At 45.8% G+C, this 21,257-nt stretch carries 19 protein-coding genes; 15 read left to right on the top strand and 4 right to left on the bottom strand.

All coding sequences use genetic code 11. The features are described 5' to 3' along the window. Window position 1: 1 nt before the first annotated feature. The 3 genes from ABXT70_RS08310 to ABXT70_RS08300 all read left to right on the top strand — a co-directional run bounded on the left by ABXT70_RS08310 (window position 2) and on the right by ABXT70_RS08300 (window position 3,645). Entirely contained in the window at window positions 2-1,261 is a 1,260-nt protein-coding gene (locus tag ABXT70_RS08310) for an anaerobic glycerol-3-phosphate dehydrogenase subunit C (RefSeq protein ID WP_443640027.1), read from the top strand. Window positions 1,262-1,351: 90 nt separating this feature from the next. After that, on the top strand, window positions 1,352-2,083 hold the full coding sequence (locus ABXT70_RS08305; RefSeq protein ID WP_443640026.1) for a substrate-binding periplasmic protein: 732 nt from the start codon (window positions 1,352-1,354) through the stop codon (window positions 2,081-2,083). Window positions 2,084-2,310: 227 nt separating this feature from the next. Further along, window positions 2,311-3,645, top strand: coding sequence for an MmgE/PrpD family protein (locus ABXT70_RS08300; protein ID WP_443640025.1), 1,335 nt, complete (start codon window positions 2,311-2,313; stop codon window positions 3,643-3,645). 285 nt (window positions 3,646-3,930) lie between these two features. Here ABXT70_RS08300 and ABXT70_RS08295 read toward each other — a convergent pair whose 3' ends face one another. Next, entirely contained in the window at window positions 3,931-4,644 is a 714-nt protein-coding gene (locus ABXT70_RS08295) for an HNH endonuclease family protein (protein ID WP_443640024.1), read from the bottom strand. Window positions 4,645-4,894: 250 nt separating this feature from the next. Between ABXT70_RS08295 and ABXT70_RS08290 the strand changes: the two genes are divergently transcribed. The 11 genes from ABXT70_RS08290 (at window position 4,895) to ABXT70_RS08240 (ending at window position 17,202) form a co-directional block, all read left to right on the top strand. Beyond that, window positions 4,895-5,701: an OmpA family protein gene (locus ABXT70_RS08290; RefSeq protein ID WP_443640023.1), complete on the top strand. Its 807-nt coding sequence runs from the start codon at window positions 4,895-4,897 to the stop codon at window positions 5,699-5,701. A gap of 490 nt (window positions 5,702-6,191) precedes the next feature. Further along, complete coding sequence (locus ABXT70_RS08285; protein ID WP_443640022.1) at window positions 6,192-6,710, top strand: hypothetical protein; 519 nt, start codon at window positions 6,192-6,194, stop codon at window positions 6,708-6,710. Window positions 6,711-6,725: 15 nt separating this feature from the next. Then, window positions 6,726-7,430, top strand: a complete 705-nt coding sequence (locus ABXT70_RS08280; RefSeq protein ID WP_443640021.1) for a response regulator transcription factor — start codon at window positions 6,726-6,728, stop codon at window positions 7,428-7,430. Window positions 7,431-7,433: 3 nt separating this feature from the next. Beyond that, window positions 7,434-9,533: an ATP-binding protein gene (locus ABXT70_RS08275; protein ID WP_443640020.1), complete on the top strand. Its 2,100-nt coding sequence runs from the start codon at window positions 7,434-7,436 to the stop codon at window positions 9,531-9,533. A gap of 127 nt (window positions 9,534-9,660) precedes the next feature. Beyond that, window positions 9,661-9,960 (top strand): hypothetical protein, encoded by a 300-nt coding sequence (locus ABXT70_RS08270; RefSeq protein ID WP_443640019.1) that lies wholly within the window; start codon window positions 9,661-9,663, stop codon window positions 9,958-9,960. Continuing rightward, window positions 9,914-10,438 (top strand): hypothetical protein, encoded by a 525-nt coding sequence (locus tag ABXT70_RS08265; RefSeq protein WP_443640018.1) that lies wholly within the window; start codon window positions 9,914-9,916, stop codon window positions 10,436-10,438. The genes ABXT70_RS08270 and ABXT70_RS08265 overlap by 47 nt, the downstream gene beginning before the upstream one ends. 504 nt (window positions 10,439-10,942) lie before the next feature. Further along, window positions 10,943-12,199 (top strand): sarcosine oxidase subunit beta family protein, encoded by a 1,257-nt coding sequence (locus tag ABXT70_RS08260; protein ID WP_443640017.1) that lies wholly within the window; start codon window positions 10,943-10,945, stop codon window positions 12,197-12,199. Window positions 12,200-12,201: 2 nt separating this feature from the next. Beyond that, the gene (locus ABXT70_RS08255; protein WP_443640016.1) at window positions 12,202-12,474 is read left to right on the top strand and encodes a sarcosine oxidase subunit delta; all 273 of its coding nucleotides are present in this window, start codon (window positions 12,202-12,204) and stop codon (window positions 12,472-12,474) included. Continuing rightward, window positions 12,471-15,440, top strand: a complete 2,970-nt coding sequence (locus ABXT70_RS08250; protein WP_443640015.1) for a sarcosine oxidase subunit alpha family protein — start codon at window positions 12,471-12,473, stop codon at window positions 15,438-15,440. The genes ABXT70_RS08255 and ABXT70_RS08250 overlap by 4 nt, the downstream gene beginning before the upstream one ends. Further along, a complete protein-coding gene (locus ABXT70_RS08245) occupies window positions 15,440-15,964 on the top strand; it encodes a sarcosine oxidase subunit gamma (protein ID WP_443640014.1) in 525 nt (174 codons plus the stop codon). Before ABXT70_RS08250 ends, ABXT70_RS08245 begins: the two co-directional genes overlap by 1 nt. 110 nt (window positions 15,965-16,074) lie before the next feature. After that, entirely contained in the window at window positions 16,075-17,202 is a 1,128-nt protein-coding gene (locus ABXT70_RS08240; protein WP_443640013.1) for an aminotransferase class V-fold PLP-dependent enzyme, read from the top strand. An 83-nt stretch (window positions 17,203-17,285) separates the two neighbouring features. Here the strand turns inward: ABXT70_RS08240 and ABXT70_RS08235 are convergent, their stop codons facing one another. Then, window positions 17,286-17,750 (bottom strand): flavodoxin family protein, encoded by a 465-nt coding sequence (locus tag ABXT70_RS08235; protein WP_443640012.1) that lies wholly within the window; start codon window positions 17,748-17,750, stop codon window positions 17,286-17,288. A 98-nt stretch (window positions 17,751-17,848) separates the two neighbouring features. Here ABXT70_RS08235 and ABXT70_RS08230 point away from each other — a divergent pair, with 98 nt between their 5' ends. Continuing rightward, entirely contained in the window at window positions 17,849-18,166 is a 318-nt protein-coding gene (locus ABXT70_RS08230) for a YciI family protein (RefSeq protein ID WP_443640011.1), read from the top strand. Between the two features lie 66 nt (window positions 18,167-18,232). Here the strand turns inward: ABXT70_RS08230 and cysN are convergent, their stop codons facing one another. Together cysN and cysD are read right to left on the bottom strand one after the other, a co-directional pair. Next, a complete protein-coding gene (gene cysN / locus ABXT70_RS08225; RefSeq protein ID WP_443640010.1) occupies window positions 18,233-20,227 on the bottom strand; it encodes a sulfate adenylyltransferase subunit CysN in 1,995 nt (664 codons plus the stop codon). Further along, complete coding sequence (gene cysD, locus ABXT70_RS08220; protein WP_443640009.1) at window positions 20,227-21,144, bottom strand: sulfate adenylyltransferase subunit CysD; 918 nt, start codon at window positions 21,142-21,144, stop codon at window positions 20,227-20,229. Before cysD ends, cysN begins: the two co-directional genes overlap by 1 nt. Window positions 21,145-21,257: the final 113 nt, after the last annotated feature.

Here is a 21,257-nt window from a genome sequence, read left to right as displayed (position 1 = left end):
CATGCTGAAAAAAAATACTATTGCAGAATTTTCAAGCCCACATGCTCACAAGGTGCGAGATCAGAAAGCTATTTTGTCTTCTATGGATTTATGTACGAAGTGTGGAATCTGTGATGCACACTGCCCCGTAGCATCTGTAACAGGAAAGTTTCCAGGGCCAAAGTACACAGGACCGCAGGCTCAGCGGTTTCGCGCTATTGAATCCCTGTCTGAACTATCCCCATTCCTGTGCAGCGGATGTGGTATCTGCACCAGCGTCTGCCCAAACGATGTTGCTATTACTGATATCATCACAGTGGCCAAGGCAGTATCACTTAACGAAGGAACTGAGTTGAAGGTCGGTCAACGTATCCTCAATAGACCTGATTTAATTGGTAAATTAAGTGGATTATTACCTAGTTTATCCAACTTCATGCTGAATAATGGATTGCTGCGGTTTTTAATAGAAAAAGCCACTGGCATTCATCGCGATGCACCACTCCCCAAAGTTCATGGCCCTGTTTTTAAGCGTTGGTTTACTAATCACACTCAACCAGATGGTCCGAGAATCTCATATTTTATCGGGTGCTCCATCGATAATTTTGACCCGGATGTTGGTAAGGCAATGGTTGGTGTGCTTAATCATCTGGGATATCGGGTGGATGTTCCGACAGACCTATGCTGTTCACTACCTATGCTCTCAAGCGGTGAATGGAAGCCAACCCGTGCGCGAGCGATAAACTTGATCGACGCACTCCATCCATCCGCAAGCAACAATACACCTGTCATTTTTACCTCAACCAGTTGCAGCCTCACGATCCGATCAAAATATTCAGCTTATTTGGACATGACAGATACAAAATCAAGAACGGTGGCAAACGCCGTTGTCGATGCATGCGAGTTCCTGCGGGAAAGGCACATGGACGATATTCGCGAAAATGCAAAAGAGCTGCCTCTGCGTGTTCTCTACCATGGCCCCTGCCAATTACGTGGACACCATATTGGGCAGCCTGCCGTCGAGCTTCTGCAACTCATCCCAGGATTGCATTTAGAGCTTTCTAAGGCCGATTGTTGCGGTGTGGGCGGAACATACGGTTACGATAAGGATAAATACGATATCGCCACCTCCATCGGGACAGCCCTAATTGATCAAATAAAAGAGTTCAATCCGGATTTTGTTATTTGTGATAGCGAGACCTGTAGATGGAGTATTGAAGCAAAGTCATCTGTGCCAAGCATACATCCTGTACAATTGCTTATGCAATCACTTGGCAGACAATAAAATGGATGAAAACTATTTTTCAATACTGTGGCATGAGGATGGTACTAGAACTGCTGCTCTTGGTGATTACCTAAAGTCTTCGGAGACAGTGTGATAAATACAGTAAAAAATGGTTGCTTAACATTAATTTGTGCAGACTTAGACGCCATGCCGCTATTTAGCACTGATGATCAGGGCCAGCGCTTCGGCTATGAACCAGCGGTGGCCCAAATATTAGCCCAGCATTTGGGTCTTGAACTCAATTGGCTATTTACTCGGTGGTCTGATTTTGAACTGGCATTGTTTGACAATAAAGCAGATGCCATTTGGTGTGGTTGTGCAATAACCCCCACTCGAAAAGAACGTTTTCTATTTTCTAGGCCCTACGCGGCCTTTGATGAATCTGTGCTGGTGTGTTGTGATGCGAACATAGCTAGCCCGTCAGACCTTGAAGGTTTACAAGTGGCTGCCATCGCCGGCAGTACTAATATGGCATTGGCAAAATCTTGGTTGGGATGCCAACAGGTTGCTTTTTCAGGTCAGTCGGATGACGTTTTTGCAGACATGATTGGCGCCTTAACAACAGGCGAGGTTGATGCTGTTGTGGATGATGAACCAGCATTTGGGGAACTCTTAACTGACCCTCGTTATAAACTCGCCTTTACTGTCAAAAGTGCTAATTTATGGGGCGCAGCTATGCAGAAAAATCAAGTCGAATTAAAAAAGGCACTTGATAGTGCCTTAAATAGTCTGATTGAAGCTGGCTCCGTTTCACGTATTTGGCGTCAGCACTTAGCTGGCATTACATATCCTAGTCACTGTTTTACAAAACTACAGGACTAAACACCCACCACTATTGTTAAAAAAAGACGGTCTACTTTGTAGGGTGTCTTTTTTTTGCCCTTGCGATTACCCAATTGCGTGTGGCTATATAGCCAAAGAAGCAAAAGCTCAAGCCTTGACATCATCCATTTGAATTTGTTACTACTAAAAAAAGCACTCGCCCTAGCCAGTAATGCAGTGCTATGGGCGCGCCATATCCCGAATTTAACTTAGACAAAGAGCATAGAATGATAGCTTTCAATCATTGGGTCGCTGATTGGGCCCAAGACCCACAGAGTAGTTTTACAGGTTATGTTCACGCAGAGGCGCATCTGGCCTTGCTCGATACGGTAGCGTGTATGATTGCAGGCCGAAGTGAAATCCAATCCGAACGTTGCGTCAAGGCAATGCTGGGCGCTGGTGAGACTGGCACGGTGGTGCCAGTTGGCGGCGGTGCTGGTCTTGTTCTAGGTGCTGCTGCGCTGGTCAATGGCGTGCGTGCGCATGCCCTTGATTTCGATGACTATGAGGCCGCTGGGTCCACTCACCCAAGTGCTTCGATTCTTGGCGCTCTTTTGGCTGTAGCGCAGCGCCAAGGGTTATCTGTTTCGGATATTACCACTGCATGGCTCGTAGGCTATGAGGTGATTGTGCGGCTGGGGCAGGCTCTTGGGTACGGGCATTATTTGCGCGGTTGGCATGCGACGTCCACACTCGGACCGATTGGGACGTCGGCTGCAGTGGCTGTTGCCCTTGGTCTCGACAAGGATGGGATTGCGAATGCGATGTCACTTGCCACAAGCGCCTCAGCTGGAATGAAGCTTCAGTTTGCGACGGATACCAAAGCGTTACACGCAGGATTAGCAGCACGGGCAGGATTGCAGGCGGCTTTTTTGGCGGAAAGTGGATTGACTGCTGTGGCAGATATCTGGGATGGCGCCTATGGCTTTTTGGACCTTTACGGCGCACCAAGTTCGTCGCCGCTTCGGAATGTTATTGCAACGGCACAGCTTGGAAACGCAGTTTTAGACTACCCTATCTTGCGCAAACCCTGGCCAAGCTGCGCCTATACGCACCGCGCAATAGAAGCGGCACTCGCCCTCAATATCCACCTTAAACCGAATGCTGATCAAATCGCACAGGTGAGCGTACGGATGCCAGAGCCATTTGCCCGCGTTGTGGGGATCAAAAGTGCCAGCACTGCGGCACAAGCGCGCTTTAGTACAACCTATTGCGTGGCGACGGCTTTGCTTAAAGGGTCCATTACCCTAGCAGATTTTGCTGCTGAGGCGTTGACCCGATCTGATGTTCAAACGTTGGCCTCGCGTATTGTCCTAGATCAATACCCTTTGGGCGATGAATTAGAAGACCTGAGCGCTGAAGCCCCTGACACGGTTGAAATCACGTTACATGATGGCCGGTCTGCCACGCGGACGATTGGTGATGTGCGAGGTGGGCCTATGCGGCCAATGAACCGTGCAGAAATCGAGTCCAAGTTTTTGAGCTGTGGAGGATCGGCAAATGTCTTGCAGTTGCTAAAAGAGGATAGGGTGATAGTTACAAAGTATTTTTTTGATAGCTAGGGTCCTAATTCAATAATTACGCTTACAAGAATTCATGATGGCCATATTAATGAGGACTAAGGTTTAGGCAGGCAATGTATGAACATAAAAAGAGGAGGTACGTAATGGTGGTTTTTATTAGATTAAAGGAACCCTCAGAAAATTTTTAAAGCGTTGCACTGTATTTACCAAAAAGCCCTTTTAAGAATATTTGTTGATCTGATCACGGTTTCTTTAACCGCAGTATTTGCCAGCATTCACAGGAAAAAGTAGTAGTTGGAGTGACATATTATGCTGATACAAATTCTAGCCCACCGACTGACCTGAAGGGCACTTTGTCATCCTAATGTCATTGAGTGCACTCAGGTGTTTCGGTGTTAAGACAAGACCATAAATCTTCACAATAATTATAAAATTTGTCACATATTTACAATGGAATTGTGAGTCTGGTGGCAGCCAAATTGTTGGACCTTTAGCGCCTTTTTGCCGGTTGACGCTGGCTTTTACTGCAAATAAATTAGCGCCATCGTTGGCGAACGCTTTGCGCTTACTTGCAGACCAGAGATTGGCGCCATGGTCCCAGGCCCATTTCAGCGGCACCAGATGGTCAATCTCTAGATTCCTTGCGTTGTAATAATGCCACCCTGTGTATGGTCCTAGCCAATCACCAGTATCGACAAGGCAGTCTGTTTTAAATGACACGGGAGACAAACTCATTTTAATCAGTATCTCGTGGCGGGTATTAATACAGTCACCATCCTCATCAAGCCAATGTTTAAATTTTTTACGAGAGTATTTAGATGAGGCAACTGTTGCCTTTATTTGGTTCTTTGGTAGGCGCCCGCCAGCATTGATACAGGCTTCGGTGCTTGGGTAGGGTGTGAAGTGCTTAGTTTGATTATAACTTGGGCTATTTGCGTTGTGGCATATGTTGTTGCGACTGAGTTTTACAGTCTCTGCCATAGCGCCAATACTTAGTGTCGCGGCAATTATTAGCCACCACCATTTGTGTGTCGTCAAAATACATGTCTCTGCTGAAGGACAAATTAACTTCACTCATCAGAACTTATACTTATGCTGGTTGCAATAGGGTGGGCCGAATTTGCCCTTAAATGCCGTCTCGCCAGTTATAATTCAGTATGTCTTCATTATTGATCATAAACTATTCACGGTCTATTCAGAGAAGATTCACACTTATCAGGTTAAATAGAATCAGGTTAAAAAGTAGCCCAAGACAATTGGGACAAATGACACCAATGAGGAATTTAACATGAAAATTATATCTAAGTTAGCTTTGGGAATGACCGTCGCCATGATCACCATGCCAGCTTTGGCCACAGGTTCAATGGGTAACAGTCAAGTATGGACCACAACTGATGGCTCAGCCGTAGTTTCTAGTAATGGCAACCCTGTTCGGACCATTCATTATATCAACAACAATGCTGTGATGGCTGAATTCGCCCCTAAAGCTTCACCATCATTGCTCTCCGTAATCCAAAAAGCAGTGGCTAAAATACTTCATGTAGAAGCAGAAAAAGAGCCTGTAATTATTGTGGAAGAAAACAACGATGCACTTCTAATAGCGCCTACTATCGATCCAGCACCAGTGGTTGTTGAGGTGGTGACTAAGCTTGTTGTTGAAGAAGAGGCGCCAGTTCTTGTGGAGAGTTCTGCGGTAGTGACAGTGGTTGAACCGACTAAGATTACCTATCACTTCAATAACTATGACGCCACCATATTATTTGATACCGATAGTGCAGTGCTGACAGCGGATGCCTCTGGCAGCCTAACACAATTAGCCATGGCTGCTGCCAAAGCTGAAAGTATTGTGACTGTGCAAGTGATTGGCCATGCTGACTCACGGGGAAAGAGTGGCTACAACATGACCTTATCTGAAGAACGTATGCTCAGTGTGGCGAACTTCTTAGATGGTTTGACACTGAAGGCCACCGCGATGTCTGCCAAGGGTGAGACATTACCAGTCTTGGGAACGAATGGTGAGGACCTTACCTTGAGTCGTCGTGTTCAAGTGTTAATCAAGACCCGTCATGTGAACCATTACATTAGCCAGAACTAAGAAAATATAAGAAAAATTCAGAGTGATAATGTGCTGGCTCGATAGCTCGGGCATTATCGCTTTGATATGCTATTGTGATAACAATCTAAAGGGCATCTGATGTCAATCCCAATTACTAGAACCTCTTTTCAATGCGCATTTTTTTCATAATAATGTTGCTGTTCAGTACCAGTGCTGCGGTCATGATAATTACAGGTACTGCCGGCGTCCTGGAATATGAGAAGAATAAGGGGGCAGGCTAAACAGTGCATTGAACTTCCCGTACTTTTGGATCCCAAGCAACAACATTACCGCTGTCTTCATGACTTTTACTCAGTAGCATCAATTTAACACAAACTACTTCACCCTTATCAATCTGTTAGTTCAGACTGTCTTAACCATGAAGATTCAATGAATTATTGATCTGAAGAGCTAGATGCTCTTGGCGCGTAGGATCTGAACTGGTAAGTTGTCTTAGAATTCAAATGCACAAGAGATTCTTCTGAACTTTATGTTGTACACCCAACTCACAACTATTCGTATTGGATTACTGTTACTGCTTTTGCTAGTGGTGTCTGTAACCAGTTACGCGGGCATGCCCAAGCAGTGTGATAAGCCAATGCATTCTGATCATATTATTTATGATTGTTATGGTGATTGGGCGGTACGCCATGTGTTTGAACGTGGGGTGTTAAAGCATAAATATTCTGATGCCACGACAATAATGGATGTGGGCTGGTTTGGTTCAACTGAGTTTCAGATTAACCGCCGTCAAGACGGCTCCATTTATTATATCATTCCAAGCCAGATTGACCGCGTGGAAATAATTATTGCTGGCCAAACTTTTGTGTCTAAGCAAGGACCTAGTGCAGTGTTTTACGGAGAAGTGACCGAGCCTATGTTGGTTGCTATTTCACAGGCTCAATCGCCGGTGAATCTGTTGATTTACAGTGAGGGTCAGACTATAGAAGCATCTTTTTCTGAAACTGGGTCAAGCGCTGCATTGCGCTGGATTGGTGCCATAGATTAACAACAGGGAGAGGGTATGAGCAAGAATGGCACCATAGTGATTGTTGAAGATGACGATGATCAACGATCCAATTATGAAAATTTACTCACCCGTCGCTTATACACGGTACACGCCTTTGCTACCAAGGCTGAAGCCCTTGATCACTTAAGTCGCAACCGGCCAGACTTGCTTATTTTAGATATTATTTTAGGCAGTGACTATGATGGAGGGTTTGAACTTTACAGTGAAGCTGTTCGTTTTCATGAAGGGCTACCAGTACTGTTTTTAACTGATCGCGATGGTGAATTCGATAAAGTGTGGGGCCTAAAAATGGGTGCATGGGACTACCAATCCAAGCCAATTAGTATGGAGTTTTTGGCTGCCAAGGTAGCAACGCTAATGATGCTGGCTAATAACCAATCACGGCCATCTGACGACGCTAACACGGAGGTGGTTCGGGGTGAGCTAGTGCTCAATACCTTATCTAGGAGTGTTGCATGGGCGGGAGAACCTGTATTGAACCTTACTGTGACAGAGTTCAACATGTTACATGCCTTAGTGCTGCGCCCTGGCAATGTAATTACTTATGATCGCTTTGCTCAAGTGACCCACTCAAGCGTGGTTGAAAAGAACACCATTAGTGCGCACATAAAGAACCTTAAGAAAAAGATTAGAAGGGCAGCACCTGAGTTTAATGGTATAGATTCTGAATATGGTCTCGGGTACCGGTGGAAGGCTTAATTGGTGGCTGAATTTCGTAGGCGCAAACGCAGTTTTAAACTGTCCTTCCAAGTGCTTAGTTTGATAGTAGTGCTGGCGGCAGTGCCTTGGCTTGGTTATCAGTTTATCAATGAGGCGAAACAATTTTTAGACTCAGGGCAGTTGATCTCTCAAGAGCAGTTTGGAAGATCTGTTGCGAACACCTTTTACAATAAAAAAGAAAGCCTTGCCTTGTCTCTTCAGGAAGGGGCGCCCCTGCCTAAAACCTACCTTGCCACTCCCATAACAGTTGATGGTTCTAAGCAAGATTGGCAAGATCAAAGTTATCGAAGGGAGTCTTTTCCTAGGCGTCAGCTTTATGAAGGGCTTGGCTTTTCTATTGCGGTAGGTGAGCGCAACGGTAGTTATTATGGACTGATTGACGTGCGAGACGTAGATCCTGATTATGAGGCAGGTTCTATACATGGTTTTGATTCAAGAGACCACGTGAGGTTTGAATGGATTAATCAGCGTGATGAAATTGAACGTGTTGTATTGGTGCCTCAGCAAGGTGGTTTTGTGGCTATTTTTAGAGTGGGAGCTGACTGGCGGCGTGACACTATGGATCGCTTTCAAGCAGCACCTATTGAAGCTGCGATGATGCCAACACTTGAAGGCTATACGGTTGAGATCAAAATCAACAAAGTAAGCCTAAATCAAAAGCAGGAATTACGTTTCTCTGTGTACGATGGTACTACTAGAAGCGGCATTTCTTCCATGGGTTCGTCAAAGGGTTTTCATACCCTAAATACCAGTTCCTCGGCTGCCAATCAATTGCTTGAAAGTCTGGCTAAATCTGTAAGTCATATTGCTTTATACGATGTAAAACTTCAGTTGAGAGCCCAAACACTGGTCAAACCTCGCGAGTATTCGCAGCTAAGCGAAACCACTGTGTTGGATGATGTGGGTGGCCTTTTAGACGAGGCCATGATGCTGTTGTTGCAGATAAGTATGGGCATTACTGGCGACGAATTGGAAACGCAACAAGAGTTGCTGTTCGCGGCTCAGCTTGGTGACTTAGCCCAAGCCCGCTGGTCTTCTTTGGGTGGTGGCGGCTTTTTAGCCACTGCAGCGCCGGTATTATCCGATGATGGCTCGGTCATAGGTATTGTGCTGGTTAAACAATCCACTGATCAAATATTAAAATTACAGCTTAAGTCTTTGCAGAGTATTGTGCTTTTTAGTGTGGTTGGCATTCTACTCATTTTTTCAATTGTCTTTTTCTTGTTTTGGCGCCTGGCCTATCGTGTGCGTAAATTGCGCATAGAAACGGCACACATGGTGAATGATGAAGGACGATTGGTGGCGAGTAAAATTGTGGGCCAGGTAGACCGAGATGATTCTATAGGTGATTTAGCGCGTAGTTTCTCCGACGTGGTGTCTAAGCTTCACGAACAGCAGTCCTTCATGTCCACTATGCCACGCACCTTAAGCCATGAAATAAAAAATCCCTTAAATGCCATATCCACGTCTCTTGAGAACATATCTGATTACCCCCTTGATGGTGAGATCAAAGGTTACATCGATATTGCCAAACGCGGCCTGCATAAAATTGAGTCGATCTTGTCAAAGCTGTCTTCTGCTGCCAATCTTGAGCAAGCTTTAACTAATGACGAATTAGAACCTCTGGATGTTAACCACTTTCTTACCCTGTACTGCCAGCACCAGCATCAAATGGCAGGGCATGACGTTGTTATTGAGTACGTGGGCACTAAAAAGTCTGCAATGGTGCAGGCGGTAGATTATCGCTTAGAGCAGGCACTTGATAAATTGTTAGACAATGCGAAGGATTTTCACCGTCAAGGCACGCCCATAATAGTACGTTTGAGCGCAGATAAATTTGATTGGATTGTAGACGTTGAAAATCAAGGTGAACAAATTAACTTGGATGAGGCGGACCAATTATTCCAGTCTATGGTGACCTCCCGCACCCAGGCCTCAGCGGGCGGTGCCGGGCACTTTGGTCTTGGGCTCTACGTAGTACAAACCATTGCTCAGTTCCACAAAGGCGCCGCTCAAGTTGCTAATCTATCCGATGGGTCCGGCGTTTGTTTCTCCATAAGGCTTCCAGCAAGCCTGATATAGCCTCAGTTGGTCATCTTCATCATTTCTTCAGACTTATTCCTTACATCTTCAGGAAGTCTTCCATAGTTCCTCATTGTTAAGTTGTTTAATAGTTGTCATACCAACACCAATAACAAGGAGCAGGACCATGGATCTTCATTTACTTCAACCCAACATTTCGCAACACATCAGTTCTGTGGAACACCTGCAAGTAGAATTGCTTATGTTATACGGCGACAGCTGCGATATTGGTGAAGGCAAGCACTACACCAGTTTAACTCAGCGTGGCCTTAAGCGGCTGATGAAAGACATGCGCCATGTGCAACAGCACCTTAAATCTCTGCGCAACACCTACCTTATTGATGCAGATGGAGAAACTGTACTGACCGTTGGCCATAAATATGATCACGTATCCACTGGGCGAGGTGCATCCCGTGCAAGCTATTGATGCGTTTGAAAGCCGTTGTGTTGATTATCAAAACCACTGTATCACCTCAGAATCAACGGCCCTGGTTGTGTACTTGTTAAGCCACAACGTGGTTTACGAAGAGGTTAACTACATGATGCCAGAACACCCTCCCACTGTAGAGTTGCTGTCCATTATTGTGAAGGACGTATGCCGAGGTAAATCGCCCTATACCCCTGTGTTCGAGCAAATAGTAGCGCGTTATTTGGATTTAGTAGGAGACGAGGGGGTATCGCCACAGGTGATTTTTTACTACGTGAGCAATGTTATTATTTCACTACTAGTGTTGAGTAGGCAAAACAGTCAATTATCTGCAGAAATTCTTGCCAAACTTATCCGACGTTTTAATTTTAGGGATGCCGTTTTGAGAGCTGGTGTAGAAGTGATCGCGGAAGAAGTTTTGCGCCGCTGCTTTTTAGCCATCAATGACACTAAAATCTGCCGTGCGCGGTGCTCTTGAGACGAGAGAACAGCAATGGATGACCAGGGCGAAATCATACCAAGAGCCGTCGTGTTCATGTAGTAATCAAAATTCGTCACTTAAAGGATTAACAACCAATTAAAAAGAGGCACAGGCAAGGTGTCGCTTTTAAGGCCTAGATTCAGAAAAACCTTATCTCCATCATAAAGGTTTAAGTTGTAGACAGTTAGAGTGTCCATTAGACTGGGTTCTTTTTACTGTGCATAATCTGATGAGTTATTTAGAATTGTAAAATTAGTCTTAGACTAATTTCCTATACAAAATTATGGCAAAAAGTGAAAATAAAGGGGTATAAGTCGATTATATCCTCTTTTTTGTCGTTTTGTGTTCAAAAGCGACACAAGGTGTCGATTTATCCTTCTACCCCCCAGCCCAATTATTTTACTTTTCGAACACAAGATAAAGATCCCATTTTGCATGGTGATACTTTGATAATCTGCAAACCAGCCACCTGTGGCTACAACAATAATAGCGGAGGCACACATGGGCCAATACAATGCCCTAAACATCGCTTGGAATGCACTACGAGGCCATAAACATTGGCAGCGAGCGTGGCGTGACCCAGAGCCAAAATCTAATTACGACGTCATTATTATTGGTGGTGGTGGCCACGGTCTTGCCACTGCTTACTATTTGGCAAAAAATCACGGTATTACTAATGTAGCTATCCTTGAAAAAGGCTGGATTGGCGGTGGTAACGTGGGTCGTAACACTACTATTGTCCGTTCTAACTACTTGTTAGATGGCAACGCACCATTCTATGAACATGGTATGAATCTGTGGCGCGATATGGCGCAAGACTTAAACTACAACGTGATGTTCTCGCCTCGTGGCGTAATGAACATTGCCCACTCTAAGTCGCAATACGATACTTTTGCCCGCCGTGCTAACACCATGCGCTTAAACGGTATTCAATCTGAATTACTGAGCCGCGAAGAGGTGCTAGAACGCGAACCTATTATCGATGGCAGTGCAGATACTCGCTTCCCTGTGTGGGGTGGTATTTTACAGCCAGATGCCGGTAACGCTCGTCATGATGCTGTGGCTTGGGGCTATGCCCGTGCCGCTGATCAGTTGGGTGTAGACATTATTCAAAACTGTGAAGTGATCGACTTTATTAAGCAGGGTGAACGTATTATTGGTGTTAAAACCAATCGTGGCGACATTCATGCAGAAAAAGTAGGCATGGCTGTTGCTGGTAGTTCTAGCCGTTTGGCAGAGAAACTGGGCATGCGCCTGCCGATTGAAAGTCATGTGTTACAAGCCTTTGTTACTGAACCATACAAGCCGTTAATCAATGGTGTTGTCACTTTTGGTGCAGGCCACTTTTATGTGTCTCAGTCAGATAAAGGTGGTGTAGTATTCGGTGGCGACATCGATGGCTACAATACTTACGCTCAGCGCGGCAACTTGCCTGTATTTGAAGATGTAATTGCTGGTGGCTTAACCATGATGCCATGTCTTTCGCGCCTGAAGTTACTTCGTAACTGGGGTGGTGTAATGGACATGTCTATGGACGGCTCACCAATTATTGATGTTGGCCCAATTGACGGTTTATACCTCAACACGGGTTGGTGTTACGGTGGTTTTAAAGCCACGCCTGCCTCGGGTTACTGTTTTGCGCATACTATTGCCAATGATGAAGCCCACGAACTTAACAAAGCTTATACCTTAGATCGTTTTGCCAAAGGCTACACGATTGATGAAAAGGGTATGGGTCCATATCCGAAGGCGCACTAATTATGATTAGAATTAATTGCCCCTATTGTGGCGAACGGGAACACAGCGAATTTACTTACGGTGAAGACGCCACTCGCACCACACCAGACAACGATGCTCCTATGGAGGAGTGGAATAAATTCGTTTACGAGCGCGCTAATCCTGCTGGTGAGCACATTGAATATTGGCATCATGCGTTTGGTTGCAGAGCTTGGCTAAAAGTTCAGCGCAACACCTTAACGCACGACATTTCTTGGGTGGGTTTACCCCATGAGAATCCGGAGGCTGCATCATGAGCGGATTTAGACATGGTGCAGGCCGTTTAGGCGATGCCCAACTTAACTTTACCTTTGATGGTAAACCAATGCTTGCCCGCGTTGGCGACACAGTGGCTTCGGCCTTGTTGGCCAATGGCGTAGAAGTGGTTGGACGTAGTTTTAAATATCACCGTCCACGTGGTGTTACTTCAAGTGGCCCAGAAGAAACGGGTGCTTTGGTAACGATTGGTTCTGGTGGTAAAGCCGATCCTAACGCTAGGGCAACAATGGAGCCTGTAACCCAGGGTTTGGAAGTGTTTTCTCAAAACTGCTTTCCATCTCCAAAGTTCGACTTAATGTCTGTGAACGGTTTGGCCGGTGCAATTTTACCGGGTTCTTTGTTCTCGGCAGGTTTTTACTACAAGACCTTCATGTGGCCAGCGGCCCTATGGTACAAGTTTTATGAGCCTTCTATACGTGCTGCCGCAGGTATGGGTGTTCCGCCTAAGGTTGCCGATCCAGATATCTATGATCGCATTCAGTCTTTCTGTGATGTTGCAGTAGTAGGTGGTGGTTCTGCTGGCTTGGCTGCTGCTTTGAGTGCATCTCAAAGTGGTTTGCGGGTAGTGTTGTTTGATGAACATAACGTTCTTGGTGGTCAGTTGCTTAACGAAGCCAATAACGAAGCCAACGCCGACCTAGAACAATGGCGTGCTGATACGATTGCGGCTCTAGAAGCTGCATCTAATGTCAAAGTATTAACGCGAACTGTATGTTGGGGCCGATTTGACGGCAACATGCTAGCTGCACATGAAAGTGTAGATGGCAAAGTGCGTCAAAATTACCACAAGGTACAAGCTAAGAAAATTATCATTGCTGCGGGTGCCATTGAGCGTCCATTAGTGTTTGGTAACAACGACAAGCCTAACGTCATGCTTGCTTCTGGTGCACGTCGAATGTTGAACCACTACGGTACAGCAACGGGTAAGATGTTGGCGGTATTTACCAACAACGACAGTGCCTACCAAACTGCATTTGATTATTCAGACGCCGGTATTCAGGTATCTGCGGTAGTTGATAGTCGTCAATATCCAAGCCAAGCCTTGCTGGATGGTTGTAATTCACGTGGTATTACACTCCATACTCAAGCTGTAGTGACAGAAGCTAAAGGTTGGCAAGCAGTGCGTAGCATTGAAATTGCAGACCTAGCGGCTAATGGCCAAAGTGTAAGTAACCGTCGTCGTGTTGCCTGTGATGTGCTGGCACATTCTGGTGGTTGGACGCCGCAAGTGCAAATGGCTGCACACGGTGGTAAGCCACCTGTGTATGACAAGAAGATTGCTGCTTTTGTGGTTGGCGACCAAGCCGAAGACACCTACTCTGTAGGTGCTGCTGAAGGCGAAAATGGGTTGTTAGTAGGTGTTGCCCAGGCAGTAGATGCTGCTAAGGCAGCCTGTGCCGAACTTGGTGGAAAAGCTGGTTCTGTAGCCCAACCACCACAAGATCGTGATGGCGCTACTAATATTGTGCCACTATGGAGCGTACCTGCTAAAGGTAAGCAATTAGTAGATATTCAGCACGACGTAACGGCTGCAGACGTAATTCAGTCTCACCGTGAAGGTTTTGTGTCTGTAGAGCACCTTAAGCGCTATACCACTTTAGGCATGGCTAACGACCAAGGCCGTACGTCTAACGTTAACGCTTTGGCTATTATGGCTGAGTGTCGCGGTTTGAGCATTGCTGAAACTGGTACAACACGTTTTCGTGCACCCCTTGCTCCCGTGTCTATGGGTGGTTTTGGAGGCCGTGAAATTGGTAAACACTTTAAGCCTGTGCGTCGTACTCCGATGCAAGAATGGCATGAAAAAGCTGGTGCTGTATTCGTTCAGGCAGGTATGTACATGCGCCCACAGTATTATCCTCAAGCGAGCGAGACTATTGACGATGCATACGAGCGTGAAACTGAACACGTGCGTAAGAAAGTAGGTATTTGTGATGTAACCTCGTTGGGTAAAATTGAAATTGTTGGTCCAGATGCTGCTGAGTTCCTCGATCGCGTTTACATCAACATGTTCAGCACTCTAAAAATAGGCAAAGCTCGTTATGGCGTAATGCTCCGTGAAGATGGCATTGTTTATGATGATGGCACTACCTCTCGTTTTGCTGAAGACCGTTTCTTTATGACCACAACTACGGCCAAAGCTGGCCCGGTTATGGCGTACTTAGAGCGCTGTTTAGAAATTGATTGGCCAGAATTGAAAGTTCGTGTGAGCTCGGTGAGTGAGCGTTGGGGTGCCATGGCTGTTGCTGGTCCTGATTCCCGTGCTACCTTAACGGCTGCTTTCCCATCTGTAGATTTCAGCAACGAAACTTTCCCATTCATGGGTGTGGTTCATGCTGAACACAACGGTGCCCAGATGGTGATCTTGCGGATCAGCTTCTCTGGCGAGATGGCCTATGAAGTTTACGCAGAATCAGAGCACGCTACGGACGTATGGCAAGCCATTATTGATGCTGGTCAGGCTTATGATATCGTGCCTTACGGCCTTGAAACTCTAGGTGCCTTGCGTATCGAAAAAGGTCACGTTACCGGTGCAGAGCTTGATGGTCGTGTAACCTTGGGCGACGTACACATGGATGGCATGGCTTCTAAGAAGAAGTGGTTTGTAGGTAAAAACTTGAAAGACCGTGAAGGCATGGTACATCCGGATCGTCCACAATTGGTAGGTTTAAAGTCGGTTGATCCGCGTACACCTATCTCTACAGGTTCTATCTTGGTGACTGATGCCAATGCTAGCGCTGGTGCAGACAAACAAGGTTGGGTAAGTTCTATGACTTACAGCCCAGAACTGGGTAACTTTATTGCACTTGGTTTCTTGCGCGGTGGTAAAGACCGTATTGGTGAGCGCATATATGCTGCTTACCCAGTAAAAGGTAAAACCGTTGAAGTAGAAGTGGTAAGTAACCACTTTGTTGATCCAACTAACGAAAGGGTGAAAGGCTAATGGCTAATGCACTAAATGGGCATTTTGAAATGCCACAAACTTTCGCTGCAGTTAGCATCGATGTCACTGCCACCAACGTTTGGCAACTTGAAGGCTGCGAAAACGTAGATACTAAAGTTGCGACCATGACCGGTATGGCAGTTCCAGCGCAGGGTCAAGTGACCGTGCAAGGCGACGAACGTTTGGTATGGGCAGGTCGTGATCGCTATCTGTTAACTACTAACCGTTCTGATCTAGTTGATAACGATGGTGTATATGCAACGGACCAAACCTACGGCAAAACTCAGCTGTTAATTACTGGTGAAGATGCCCGTGCCTTGTTGGCACGTGGTTTACCACTAGACATTGGTGAAGGGCAGTTTGCTATTGGTGAAGTTCAACACAGCCACATTAATCATATTGGTGTGAGTGTTATTCGCAACGCTGATGTAAGTGGTCAACCACAGTTTGAAGTTTGGGTAATGCGCGGGTTCGCTAAATCCCTTACGGAATTCTTGGTACATTCTGCAGAAACCTTACGCTAAATAGTAAGTTCTGATTAAAGCCAGTAATAGTCGCTATTGCTGGCTTCTTATTTACGGGCCTTGGCATCTGTGCCAAGATCCAAAGTCTTGAACAAACTCTAGGAGGCCTCATGGCTGGCTTATTACCCAATATAGATCCAACTGGATTGTTAGAATACTCGGTGGTTTATACCGATCGTGCCCTTAATCATATGTCTCAGTCTTTTCAAGGTGACATGCGCTATATTTCTAGTACGCTAAAGGGTGTTTACACTGCGGACCAAGTGGCGATCGTGCCAGGTTCTGGCACATTTGGGATGGAAGCCGTAGCTCGTCAGTTTGCTACTGGTAAAAAGACCTTAATCATTCGCAACGGTTTCTTTAGTTTCCGTTGGACTCAAATTTTAGAAATGGGCAATATCTCTTCAAGCTCTACCGTGCTCAAAGCACGCCAAGCAAAAGCAGGTGATCAAGAAGCATTTTCTCCAGCACCTATTGAAGAAGTCTTAGCAACCATTGCCAGCGAAAAGCCAGCTGTTGTTTTTGCTCCTCATGTTGAAACCTCGGCAGGCATTATCTTGCCAAACGATTACATTAAAGCAGTCACCGATGCAGTGCATGCTGTGGGTGGTATTTTTGTATTAGATTGTATTGCTTCTGGTTGTTTGTGGGTAGATATGAAAGCCATGGGCGTAGACGTTTTAGTGAGCGCCCCTCAGAAGGGCTGGAGCGGTTCACCTTGTTGTGGCCTAGTGATGATGGGCGAGCAGGGCGTTGCCGCTCTTGAAGCTTCAACTAGCACCAGCTTTGCTTGCGACCTTAAAAAATGGCGCGACATTATGGCAGCCTACGAAAACGGCGGCCATGCCTACCACGCTACCATGCCCACAGACTCGATCGCTTCTTTTGCTGCTGTGATGCGCGAGACTGAAGATTATGGCTTTGATAAGGTAAAGGCAGAGCAGCAAGAACTGGGTGACGCAGTACGTGCTTTGTTGACCTCTAAGGGTATTAAGAGCGTAGCTGCTGAAGGTTTTGGTGCTCCAGGCGTTGTAGTTAGCTATACCGAAGACACCGCAATCCAAAACGGCAGTAAATTTGCTGCCTTAGGCATTCAAATTGCCGCTGGTGTGCCACTAATGTGTGACGAACCAGAAGGTTTTCGGACCTTCCGTTTAGGCCTCTTTGGCCTAGACAAGCTGCATAACGTAGAGCGCTCTGTAGCTACATTGGATGAGGCCCTAAGCCAAGTTCTTTAATAGTTTGCCTTTGCAAACCAAGTGAAGCAATCCAAAAAAGCCCGCAAAGCGGGCTTTTTAATGGCTAGAATGAATGCTTAGAATTAAAGCATGCCTAAATCCAAACCGGCTGTCATATATTGGCCTATCTCAAAACACTGATGAGTAAACTCGTCCTGCCATTGCCCCTTGCACACCAACACAGGCTGCGCCAAATTCCAATGTAAGCCAGTACAGATAGATTCGACGGCTCGCTGGGTGCCTGTGCCATCTGAGCCTGCTCGAATCACCAAAGCATAAGGCAGGCCTTGCTTTAGCTCCAGTACTGGATAATAAACACGATCAAACCAATCTTTAGTGGCTCCCGCCATATAGCCAAGGTTTTCGGTGGTGAGAATAATCACGGCGTCAGCAGCTAATAATTGATGCGGTTGGCAATCCAAAGGCGCCACAATTGATATCGAAACGTTTTCGGCTTCTGCCGCAGTGCTGCCTGCAACGCAGGCGTCAAGCATCTGCTGGGTATTGGCAGAGGGTTGGTGGGCAACGATAAGTAGTTTTTTGTGCATTGATCCAGTCTAGCAGACCTAGATATGCACTGAATATAGGTATCTGCTAGACTACAGAACTAGACTTAATAATCACCCAACAATCTGGATTTTCAATCATGACACAATTCATAATCACTTATTTAGGTGGCAACCAACCAGCAACGCCAGACGAAGGCCGAGCCCATTTTGCTAAATACATGCAGTGGATTAATGGTTTGGGAGAGGCTGTTATTAGTGGAATGAACCCACTAAAAGACACACATCATGTATCTCCAGACGGCAGTGTTTCTATGGGCACAGGTACTAAAATGTCTGGCTTCACCATCATTGAAGCAGATTCTATTGAAGCTGCCGTAGTAGTTACTAAGTCATGTCCGTTCCTAGACATTGGTGGCAGCCTAGAGGTGTCTGAACTGGTACATATGCCATCGTAGGAGTGGTTCTCGATAAGCATGAGCTTATCAAGAACCATAAAAAGCCAGAGGCAATTCTGCCTTCACTTAGTTAACTTTTTTTGGCGTATCCCCCACTAGTGTATGTAACCCACATTCACGTCCAGCCTCGGCCTTGGTGGGGTCAAAGTAGCGCGTCTCATCGGGCAAGCCGTGCTTAGTTAAATAAGCCTGCATATCTTCCAAACTCCAATCCAATAACGGTGACACCTTAATGGTGCCGCTAGGGCCATGAGCTACTGTGTCCATTTGCTGGCGCAACTGGCTTTGTTCACGGCGCAAGGCGGTGAGCCACACTTCAGGTGCAATTTCCGCCATGGCGCGTTTGAAGGGTTCTAGCTTAAACTGTTCAGTAAACTCGACGTGGGCTGGCTCGTCGGTGGTAGGAATACCGCCCATGACGGCATCGCGCCTTGCTGCACTTACAGCTGGTGTGTACACCACTAGATTTAAATTTAGCTGGTTAATAACTTGCTCTGCATACGCGTAGGTTTGCGGCATGTTGTAACCAGAGTCTATCCACAGCACTTGAGTGTCTGCAGAAACTTGGTTTACCATGTGCAATAACACAGCTTCTTGAGGGCCAAAGTTGGTCGTGACTAAGGTCTTTCCACCCAGTCCTAGAGCCCATTTTACTACCTCTTCTGCACTTGCTGAGTCAAGTTGCTGATTAGCTCTTGGTAGATTTAGGGTGGCTAAATTATCATTTGCCGCAGTGGTGGACACTACTTTAAGTTCTGAAATCATACCAGCAGCAGCTGTAGCATGGCTGATCTTATCAATTAAGATAAATGACCCTAAGCCTTTGCTGTGTTTGAATTCAGAAGCTGGAATAGGCGCATCTAAGTGTAGTTCTACTAGGCCAATTTCATTTAACTCTAGAGTGTTAGCAGAACTCCGTTCTAGGGTGTTGACGTTGACTTTGTAGTTGATTTTTTTAACCCGTGCGTTAATGCGTTTACTGCCAAGTTTTAACTCATAGTCACGGCTTAGGTTTAGTGTCTGTTGATCCATCCATACTAGGTTGGCTGTGATCTGCTGAGAGCTGACCGTATGTGTTGCATTGTTTGCATGCACCAAGGTATCACCGCGGGAAATATCAATTTCATGGGTTAAGGTGACGGTAATAGCCATTGGTGCAAAGGCTTGTTTCAAATCACCATCAGCTGTAACAATACTTGCTATGGTGCTAGTTTGGCCTGATGGTAGCACTCGAACTTCATCGCCAGGCTTTACGCTGCCAGCAGCAATAGTGCCGCAATAACCTCTAAAATTGGCGTTAGGTCGGTTAACGTATTGCACGGGTAATTGCCAATCACCCTGGGAGACGTCTGTTTGTGTGTTTAGGTCTTCCAATAAATGTAGTAACGATGGTCCTTGATACCATGGCATTTGTGGGCTTTCATCCACTACGTTATCTCCTGTAAGGGCAGATACAGGTATAAAGTGAATATTTGGCAAATCTAAGTTTTGAGCAAAAGTTTGGTAGTCTTGCTGGATTTGTTCGAATACGTTTTGATTGTAATCCATTAAATCCATTTTATTAACTGCCACCACTATGTGTTTAATGCCTAATAAAGACACAATAAAGCTGTGACGACGAGTTTGGGTGAGTAAGCCTTTACGAGCATCCACTAGAATGATGGCTAGATCGCAGTTTGATGCACCGGTAGCCATGTTGCGGGTGTATTGTTCGTGCCCAGGGGTGTCGGCAATGATGAACTTACGTTTACTGGTTGAGAAGTATCGATAAGCTACGTCTATGGTGATGCCTTGTTCACGTTCTGCTTGCAGGCCATCAACAAGTAAAGCTAAGTCTAATTGACCGCTGTCTTGGTTGCCTTGGCCAGAGAGAGAGGCTTGTTTAACGGCCGCAAGCTGGTCTTCATAAACCAGTTTGCTGTCATGTAATAAACGTCCAATGAGGGTGGATTTTCCATCGTCTACACTGCCACAGGTGAGCAGACGCAGCAGGCTTTTGTGTTCATGTTGCTGCAGGTAGCTATGGATGTTTTGTTTAATAAGATGGCTTTGGTGGCTCATTAGAAGTAGCCCTCCACTTTTTTAAGTTCCATGGATCCAGCTTGGTCGGCATCAATAAGGCGACCTTGGCGTTCTGAAGTTTTGGCAAGTAACATTTCTTGAATGATCCCTGGCAAGGTGTTGGCGGTAGATTCAATAGCCCCAGTGAGTGGATAACAACCGAGGGTTCTAAAGCGCACAGATTTCTCTTCTACAGTTTCATTGGCGGCAATGGGCATGCGATCATCATCCACCATGATATCAATGCCGTCGCGTTTTACGACTGGGCGTTTAGCGGCAAAGTACAAAGGCACAATGTCAATTTGTTCCATGTAAATGTATTGCCAAATGTCTAGTTCAGTCCAGTTAGAGATAGGGAAAACACGAATACTTTCGCCCTTGTTAATTCGAGTATTGAACAGGTTCCATAATTCTGGACGTTGGTTCTTTGGGTCCCAGCGATGTTCTTTAGAACGGAAGGAAAATATACGCTCCTTAGCACGAGAACCCTCTTCGTCACGACGGGCGCCACCAAAGGCCGCATCAAATCCGTAGTGATCTAAAGCTTGTTTTAAGCCTTGGGTTTTCATCACGTCTGTATGGATTTTTGAGCCATGAGTGAAAGGGCTGATGCCCATGGCCAAACCGTCTGGGTTGATGTGGGTGATGAGTTCCATACCTGATTCCGCCACGGCCTTTTCACGAAATTTAATCATGTCTTTAAATTTCCACGTGGTATCTACGTGTAACAATTTAAATGGTGGAGGTGCTGGGTAAAAAGCTTTTTTAGCAAGGTGTAACATCACTGAAGAGTCCTTACCGATTGAGTAAAGCATGATTGGGTTGTTGAACTCGGCCACAACTTCACGCATGATGTGGATACTTTCGGCTTCCAGTTGTTTGAGGTGGCTGAGACGAGTCTCAGAAATGTTGCTCATGGCATTACGCTCCCGTTAAAGTGAATTGGACCCATTTGAATTAATCAATTGGTGCCATTGATTGGGGGCAGTATGCCATTACTTTTTTAAAATAAAAAGTAATAAAAAACTTA

Origin of the sequence: Candidatus Njordibacter sp. Uisw_039 (assembly GCF_047730075.1) — a bacterium.
Lineage (GTDB): Bacteria > Pseudomonadota > Gammaproteobacteria > Pseudomonadales > Balneatricaceae > Njordibacter.
This window is presented reverse-complemented; position numbering and strand designations above follow the sequence as displayed.

What these genes read in the sequence shown, in the direction of transcription:
- ABXT70_RS08310 (WP_443640027.1), top strand. Translation starts at nt 2, where the DNA reads ATGCTGAAAAAAAATACTATTGCAGAATTTTCAAGCCCACATGCTCAC.
- ABXT70_RS08300 (WP_443640025.1), top strand. Translation starts at nt 2,311, where the DNA reads ATGATAGCTTTCAATCATTGGGTCGCTGATTGGGCCCAAGACCCACAG.
- ABXT70_RS08290 (WP_443640023.1), top strand. Translation starts at nt 4,895, where the DNA reads ATGAAAATTATATCTAAGTTAGCTTTGGGAATGACCGTCGCCATGATC.
- ABXT70_RS08285 (WP_443640022.1), top strand. Translation starts at nt 6,192, where the DNA reads ATGTTGTACACCCAACTCACAACTATTCGTATTGGATTACTGTTACTG.
- ABXT70_RS08280 (WP_443640021.1), top strand. Translation starts at nt 6,726, where the DNA reads ATGAGCAAGAATGGCACCATAGTGATTGTTGAAGATGACGATGATCAA.
- ABXT70_RS08270 (WP_443640019.1), top strand. Translation starts at nt 9,661, where the DNA reads ATGGATCTTCATTTACTTCAACCCAACATTTCGCAACACATCAGTTCT.
- ABXT70_RS08265 (WP_443640018.1), top strand. Translation starts at nt 9,914, where the DNA reads ATGATCACGTATCCACTGGGCGAGGTGCATCCCGTGCAAGCTATTGAT.
- ABXT70_RS08260 (WP_443640017.1), top strand. Translation starts at nt 10,943, where the DNA reads ATGGGCCAATACAATGCCCTAAACATCGCTTGGAATGCACTACGAGGC.
- ABXT70_RS08255 (WP_443640016.1), top strand. Translation starts at nt 12,202, where the DNA reads ATGATTAGAATTAATTGCCCCTATTGTGGCGAACGGGAACACAGCGAA.
- ABXT70_RS08250 (WP_443640015.1), top strand. Translation starts at nt 12,471, where the DNA reads ATGAGCGGATTTAGACATGGTGCAGGCCGTTTAGGCGATGCCCAACTT.
- ABXT70_RS08245 (WP_443640014.1), top strand. Translation starts at nt 15,440, where the DNA reads ATGGCTAATGCACTAAATGGGCATTTTGAAATGCCACAAACTTTCGCT.
- ABXT70_RS08240 (WP_443640013.1), top strand. Translation starts at nt 16,075, where the DNA reads ATGGCTGGCTTATTACCCAATATAGATCCAACTGGATTGTTAGAATAC.
- ABXT70_RS08235 (WP_443640012.1), bottom strand. Translation starts at nt 17,750, where the DNA reads ATGCACAAAAAACTACTTATCGTTGCCCACCAACCCTCTGCCAATACC.
- ABXT70_RS08230 (WP_443640011.1), top strand. Translation starts at nt 17,849, where the DNA reads ATGACACAATTCATAATCACTTATTTAGGTGGCAACCAACCAGCAACG.
- cysN (WP_443640010.1), bottom strand. Translation starts at nt 20,227, where the DNA reads ATGAGCCACCAAAGCCATCTTATTAAACAAAACATCCATAGCTACCTG.
- cysD (WP_443640009.1), bottom strand. Translation starts at nt 21,144, where the DNA reads ATGAGCAACATTTCTGAGACTCGTCTCAGCCACCTCAAACAACTGGAA.